The following is a 6000-nucleotide window of genomic DNA, read 5'->3' as shown; positions in this document are numbered from 1 at the left end:
CAAACACACTGTTGAGTTCTCAAACAACCGACGCACACCGCAGAACCAGAACCACTCTCGGCTCCGACCCCGCCGGGGCAACCCCTCAAACTTACTCGGTTCGTTCTTCCCCGTCAACTCCCGGCCGCCGGCCTGAAGTGCTGGGTTCGAACGTCCCGATCCCGAACGAGGGCGCACTGGTCGACCTCGTGAAGAAGGATTCGGGTGTCCGCCCCGGGCCGGCCACCGGTACCCAGCCGCTCGGCTGTCTCCTCGGTGTCCGTTCTCCCTGTCGGGCGAACGACCAGAACATTACACACAGTCTGGCGCAGGCGCCAAATCGCCCTGTGACCTGCGGCGATACCCCGCGACCGCCCGTCCTGGCGCCGCCCGACGAACGGCGAGGGCCCTGGAGGAGCTCGTGCTCCCCCGGGGCCCTCGACGTCACGCGTCCGACGGCACGGCCGCCGTCACTCCGCGACGGCCACCGCCAGGGTCCGCTTGCCCCGACGCAGGACGGCGTACCGGCCGTGCAGCAGGTCCTCGGTCCGCAGCGCGGCGTCCTCCGACTCGACCTTCGCGTTGTTCACGTACGCGCCGCCCTCAGAGATCGCGCGTCGGGCGGCGGCCTTCGATGCGACCAGGCCCGAGCCCACGAACGCGTCGACGACCAGGTCGCCCGCCTTCGCCGTCGTGCGCGGGAGCTCCGCGACGGCGGCACCGAGGGTCCCCTCGTCCAGGCCTCGCAGCTCGCCCCGGCCGAACAGGGCCTGGCTCGCCGAGATGACGGCGTCCGTCGCCGCCTGACCGTGCACGAGGGTGGTGAGGTCGCCGGCCAGCGCCCGCTGCGCCTCGCGGGCGAACGGCCGCTCGGCCACCTCCCGCTCGAGCGCCTCGATCTCCTCCCTGGAGCGGAAGGTGAAGACCTTGAGGTACTTCACGACGTCCGCGTCCGCCGTGTTCACCCAGAACTGGTAGAAGGCGTACGGGCTCGTGAGCTCCGGGTCGAGCCAGACGGCGCCGCCCTCGGACTTGCCCATCTTGGTGCCGTCGGCCTTGGTGATGAGGGGCGACGTCAGGGCGTGCACGGCCGCGCCGTCCGTCTTGCGGATGAGCTCGACGCCGGACAACAGGTTGCCCCACTGGTCGTTGCCCCCGAGCTGCAGCGTGCACCCGTGGCGCTCGTACAGCTCCCGGAAGTCCATGCCCTGCAGCACCTGGTAGCTGAACTCGGTGTAGCTGATGCCCTCGTCCGAGCGCAGGCGCCGGGCGACGATGTCCTTGCCCAGCATCGTGCCCACCCGGAAGTGCTTGCCGACGTCGCGCAGGAAGTCGATCGCGGACATGGCCCCGGTCCAGTCGAGGTTGTTGACCATGCGCGCTGCCGCCGGGCCCTCGAAGTCCAGGAACGGTTCGATCTGACCCCGGATGCGCTCGACCCAGCCCGCGACGACGTCGCGCGACTGCATCGACCGCTCCGTGGTCGGGCGCGGGTCGCCGATGAGACCCGTCGCACCTCCGACCAGCGCGAGCGGACGGTGCCCCGCCAGCTGGAGCCGGCGCATGTTCAGCAGCTGGACCATGTGCCCGACGTGCAGGCTCTGCGCCGTCGGGTCGAAGCCCGCGTAATAGGTGACGGGTCCCTCGGCCAGCGCAGAACGCAGCGCGGCCTCGTCGGTGGACTGCGCCACCAGGCCTCGCCAGTGCAGCTCGTCGAGAACGTCGGTCACCGTGTGCTCCTCGGGGAAAGGGATCGCGGCCCGGGCGGGCCGCCCTCCTAGTGTGCCCGACGCCTACCGCCGTCGGCGCCGTGATTCCGCCGCCCGGTACGCCGAGACGGTGGGCTCGCCGGCCAGCCACGCCCGCCAGGGGAACAGGTCGGCGCGGCCGCCCTCGCCGCTCACGCCGACGCGAGGACCCGTGGCGACCTCGCGACCGGCACCGTCGGTGCGGTCCCGGGGCCGCGGCACCCGCAGCACCAGGGCGCCGCCCGGATCGGTGACGTCCGCGCCGTCGTCGTCCCGGTCGATCGCGAGCGCGACGGTCAGGCGGGCCGGGCCGCGCGCCAGGTCGACGTCGGACCGCGTCACGCCCGCGGCCGCGCGCCGCTCGCGCGCGAGGTCGGCCCCCTCGACCACCTCGCCCGCCCGGAGCAGCACGGCCGACGCCTCGCCCGGCGGGCTGCACACGACGTTCATGCAGTGGTGCAGCCCCAGGTGCCGGTAGACGTAGACGCGACCGGGCTCGCCGAACATCGTCCGGTTGCGCGCCGCCTCGCCCCGGTACGCGTGCGACCCCGGGTCGGCCGTGCCCGCGTACGCCTCGACCTCCGTGAGCCGCACCGTCACCGCACCGTCCGGCGTGCGGCGGGTGAGCAGCGCCCCGAGCAGGTCGTGCGCGACGACGTGCACGTCCCGCGCGAACCAGGCGCGGCCCGGGACGACCAGGCCCGCGCCCGCCGCCACCGCGTCCGCCTGCGGTTCCCCGTCCGCTGCGGGAAAACCGTCCTGCACCCGCCTCGCCGACGTCATCGCACCGCCTCGAGGAGCCGGCCGACGCCGTCGAGCCGGACGTCGGCACGCTCGCGCGTGCGCTCGGTCGCGTAGTGGGTGCGTTCGTCGGCCATCCAGCGCAGCCAGTGCTCGCGGGCGTCCGACCCGTCGCGCGCGAGGCCGCGGGAGAGGCGCACCGCGTCGTCGGCCTCCACCCACACCCGCAGCGCGGCCCGGCCGTCGACCTGGCGGGCCCCGGCGCCGCAGCCCTCGACGACGAGGACCGGGGCGGGCTCGACGTCGTGCGCCTCGGCGTACTCGCCCCGCCCCCAGTCGTAGCGGAGATACCTGCCCGGACGGCCCGCCTCGAGAGGCTCGAGGACCCACTCCCCCAGGCGACGCGCGCCGCCGTCGGGGCCGGCCTCCCAGCCCTCGTAGAGGTCGTCCAGGTGCACGACCTGGCACGCGAACCGCAGGGCGAGCTGCGTCGCGAGCGTCGTCTTGCCCGAGCCCGCCGGCCCGTCGACGCACACGAGCCGCGTGCGCCGCCACGGCTCCGGCGCCGCGGGCCCCGGGAGCCGCGGCTCCGCCGTGTGCACGCGCGCCACCAGCGCGTCCAGCACGTCCTCGCTCGTCGTCACGCCCGCTCCTTCCTCCGGCCCGCCGACCGTACCCGCTGCCGCGTCTCGTCCGTGCGTCCTTCGCGACCGCCCCGGACGGCGACGGCCGCACGCCCCGAGGGAGCGTGCGGCCGACGGTGCCCGGGCCGGGGAACGGGTCGGCTCAGCTGTCCGCCCAGATGCGGAACTCGGCGGACCGCTCCTTGGCGGCCTCGACCTGCTCGACGACGCGCGCGGGTGCCGTGCCGCCGACGCCGTCGCGGGAGGCCACGGAGCCCTCGACGCTCAGCACCTCGCGCACGCCCGGCGTCAGGTGCTCCGAGATCGCGGCGAGGTCGGCGTCGGAGAGGTCCCACAGCTCGATCCCGCGCTCCTCGCAGACCCGGACGCACGCGCCCGCGACCTCGTGCGCGACGCGGAACGGGACGCCCTGGCGCACCAGCCACTCGGCGATGTCGGTCGCCAACGAGAAGCCCTGCGGGGCGAGCTCGGCCATCCGTGCCGTGTCGAACGTGAGCGTCCGGACCATCCCCGCGAACGCGGGCAGCAGCACGGTGAGGGTGGAGACCTGGTCGAAGACCGGCTCCTTGTCCTCCTGCAGGTCGCGGTTGTACGCCAGCGGCAGGCCCTTGAGGGTGGTGAGCAGCCCGGTCAGGTCGCCCACCAGCCGGCCGGCCTTGCCGCGGGCGAGCTCCGCGATGTCCGGGTTCTTCTTCTGCGGCATGATGCTGGACCCGGTCGACCACGAGTCGTCCAGCCGCACGAAGCCGAACTCCTTCGTGTTCCAGAGGATGATCTCCTCGCTCAGCCGGGACAGGTCGATGCCCACCATCGCGGACACGAACGCGAACTCCGCGACGACGTCGCGCGCGGCGGTGCCGTCGATCGAGTTCTCCACCGGGCCGTCGAAGCCCAGCTCTGTCGCGACCGCCGCCGGGTCGAGGCCCAGCGACGAGCCCGCGAGCGCCCCCGACCCGTAGGGCGAGCGCGCCGCGCGGACGTCCCAGTCGACCAGCCGGTCGACGTCGCGCAGCAGCGGCCACGCGTGCGCCAGGAGCTGGTGCGCCAGCAGCACCGGCTGCGCGTGCTGCAGGTGCGTGCGGCCCGGCATGACGGCCTCGCCGGCCGCCTCCGCCTGCACGATGAGCGCGTCCACGACGTCGAGCACCTGGCGCACGACGACGCGCGACTGGTCGCGCAGGTACAGCCGCACCAGGGTGGCGATCTGGTCGTTGCGCGACCGGCCCGCGCGGAGCTTGCCGCCGAGCTCGGTGCCCGCGCGCTCGATGAGGCCGCGCTCGAGGGCCGTGTGCACGTCCTCGTCGCCGAGCACGGGGAGGAAGGCCCCCGACTCGACGTCGGCGAGCAGCACGTCGAGCGCCTCGAGCATGCCGGTCAGCTCGTCGTCCGTGAGCAGGCCCGCGGCGTGCAGCACCCGGGCGTGCGCCCGGGACCCGCGGATGTCGTACGGGGCGAGCACCCAGTCGAAGTGCGTCGACTGGGACAGCGCCTGCAGCTCCGGCGACGGGCCGCCGGAGAACCGGCCGCCCCACAGGGAGACGTTGTCACCCTGCGTCGTCAGCGCGCCGTCCCGGGCGCCCGGCGTGACCTCGGAGCCCACGTCAGAACTCCCCGACGCCGAGGTCCACGCCGTTGCCGAACTTCTCGTCGCGGGCCGCGGCCTGCTTGGCGGCGAGGCCGTAGATCTCGATGAAGCCCTTGGCGTGCGACTGGTCGAACGCGTCGCCCTCGTCGTAGGTGGCGAGGTTGAAGTCGTACAGGCTGGACTCCGACCTGCGCCCCGTCACGGTGGCGCGGCCGCCGTGCAGGACCATGCGGATGTCGCCGGACACGTACTTCTGCGTCTCGTCGACGAACGAGTCGAGGTTCTTCTTCAGCGGGGAGAACCACATGCCGTCGTAGACCAGCTCGGTCCAGCGCTGCTCGACCTGGCGCTTGAAGCGGGCCTGCTCGCGCTCGAGCGTGACGTTCTCGAGCTCCTGGTGCGCGGCGATGAGCGCGATCGCGCCGGGCGCCTCGTAGATCTCGCGGGACTTGATGCCCACGAGGCGGTCCTCGACGATGTCGATGCGGCCCACGCCCTGGGCGCCGGCCCGGCGGTTCATCTCCTGGATGGCCTGCAGCGGGGTGACCGCCACGCCGTCCAGCGCCACCGGCACGCCCTGGTCGAAGGTGACGACGACCTCGTCGGCGACCGGCGGGAACGTCGGGTCGTCGGTGTAGGAGTAGACGTCCTTGGTGGGCTCGTTCCAGATGTCCTCGAGGAAGCCCGTCTCCACCGCACGGCCCCACACGTTCTGGTCGATCGAGAACGGGTTCTTCTTGGTGGTCGCGATCGGCAGGTCGTGCCGCTCCGCGTAGTCGATGGCCTTCTCGCGCGTGAGCGCGAGGTCGCGGACCGGGGCGATGGACTTGAGGTCCGGGGCGAGCGACGTCGTCGCGACCTCGAAGCGGACCTGGTCGTTGCCCTTGCCGGTGCAGCCGTGCGCGACCGTCGTCGCGCCGAACTGGCGCGCGGCGCGCACGAGGTGCTTGACGATCACCGGGCGGGAGATCGCCGAGACCAGCGGGTAGCGGTCGAGGTACATGCCGTTGGCCTTGAGCGCGGGCATGCAGTACTCCGCCGCGAACTCGTCGCGCGCGTCGGCGACGTACGCCTCGACGGCGCCGCAGTCGAGCGCGCGCTTGCGGATGACGTTCATGTCCTCGCCGCCCTGGCCGACGTCGACGGCCACGGCGACGACCTCGGCCCCGGTGGCCTCGGCGATCCAGCCGATGGCCACGGAGGTGTCCAGGCCGCCCGAGTAGGCGAGCACGACGCGATCAGTCATCACAGTTCTCTTTCTTGCGAGGGGTTCGGGTCAAGTCTGGCAGTGCGGGTCCGCGGA

Annotated in this window: 5 protein-coding genes; all 5 read right to left on the bottom strand. The window is 73.1% G+C overall.

What is annotated here, in order from left to right:
• Window positions 1–449 precede the first annotated feature (449 nt).
• Window positions 450–1709 (bottom strand): tyrosine--tRNA ligase, encoded by a 1260-nt coding sequence (gene tyrS, locus ACFQ8T_RS15590; protein ID WP_430547425.1) that lies wholly within the window; start codon window positions 1707–1709, stop codon window positions 450–452.
• 63 nt (window positions 1710–1772) lie between these two features.
• Window positions 1773–2510 carry a DNA-3-methyladenine glycosylase gene (locus ACFQ8T_RS15585; protein ID WP_430547424.1) on the bottom strand — a complete coding sequence of 246 codons (738 nt, stop codon included), beginning with the start codon at window positions 2508–2510 and terminating at the stop codon, window positions 1773–1775.
• Window positions 2507–3112: a uridine kinase gene (locus ACFQ8T_RS15580; protein ID WP_430547423.1), complete on the bottom strand. Its 606-nt coding sequence runs from the start codon at window positions 3110–3112 to the stop codon at window positions 2507–2509. Before ACFQ8T_RS15580 ends, ACFQ8T_RS15585 begins: the two co-directional genes overlap by 4 nt.
• Before the next feature lie 142 nt (window positions 3113–3254).
• Window positions 3255–4712, bottom strand: coding sequence for an argininosuccinate lyase (argH, locus tag ACFQ8T_RS15575; RefSeq protein ID WP_430547422.1), 1458 nt, complete (start codon window positions 4710–4712; stop codon window positions 3255–3257).
• A gap of 1 nt (window position 4713) precedes the next feature.
• The gene (locus ACFQ8T_RS15570; protein WP_430547421.1) at window positions 4714–5943 is read right to left on the bottom strand and encodes an argininosuccinate synthase; all 1230 of its coding nucleotides are present in this window, start codon (window positions 5941–5943) and stop codon (window positions 4714–4716) included.
• Between the last annotated feature and the right edge of the window lie 57 nt (window positions 5944–6000).

It is taken from the genome of Isoptericola sp. NPDC056618, assembly GCF_042792715.1.
In the GTDB taxonomy this organism is placed as follows: Bacteria; Actinomycetota; Actinomycetes; order Actinomycetales; family Cellulomonadaceae; genus Isoptericola; species Isoptericola nanjingensis.
The sequence above is the reverse complement of the archived record's forward strand: the minus strand, read 5'-3'. Positions and strand labels throughout refer to the sequence as shown.

Coding starts and splice junctions, on each gene's coding strand:
- ACFQ8T_RS15585 (WP_430547424.1), bottom strand. CDS start 2,510: ATGACGTCGGCGAGGCGGGTGCAGGACGGTTTTCCCGCAGCGGACGGG.
- ACFQ8T_RS15570 (WP_430547421.1), bottom strand. CDS start 5,943: ATGACTGATCGCGTCGTGCTCGCCTACTCGGGCGGCCTGGACACCTCC.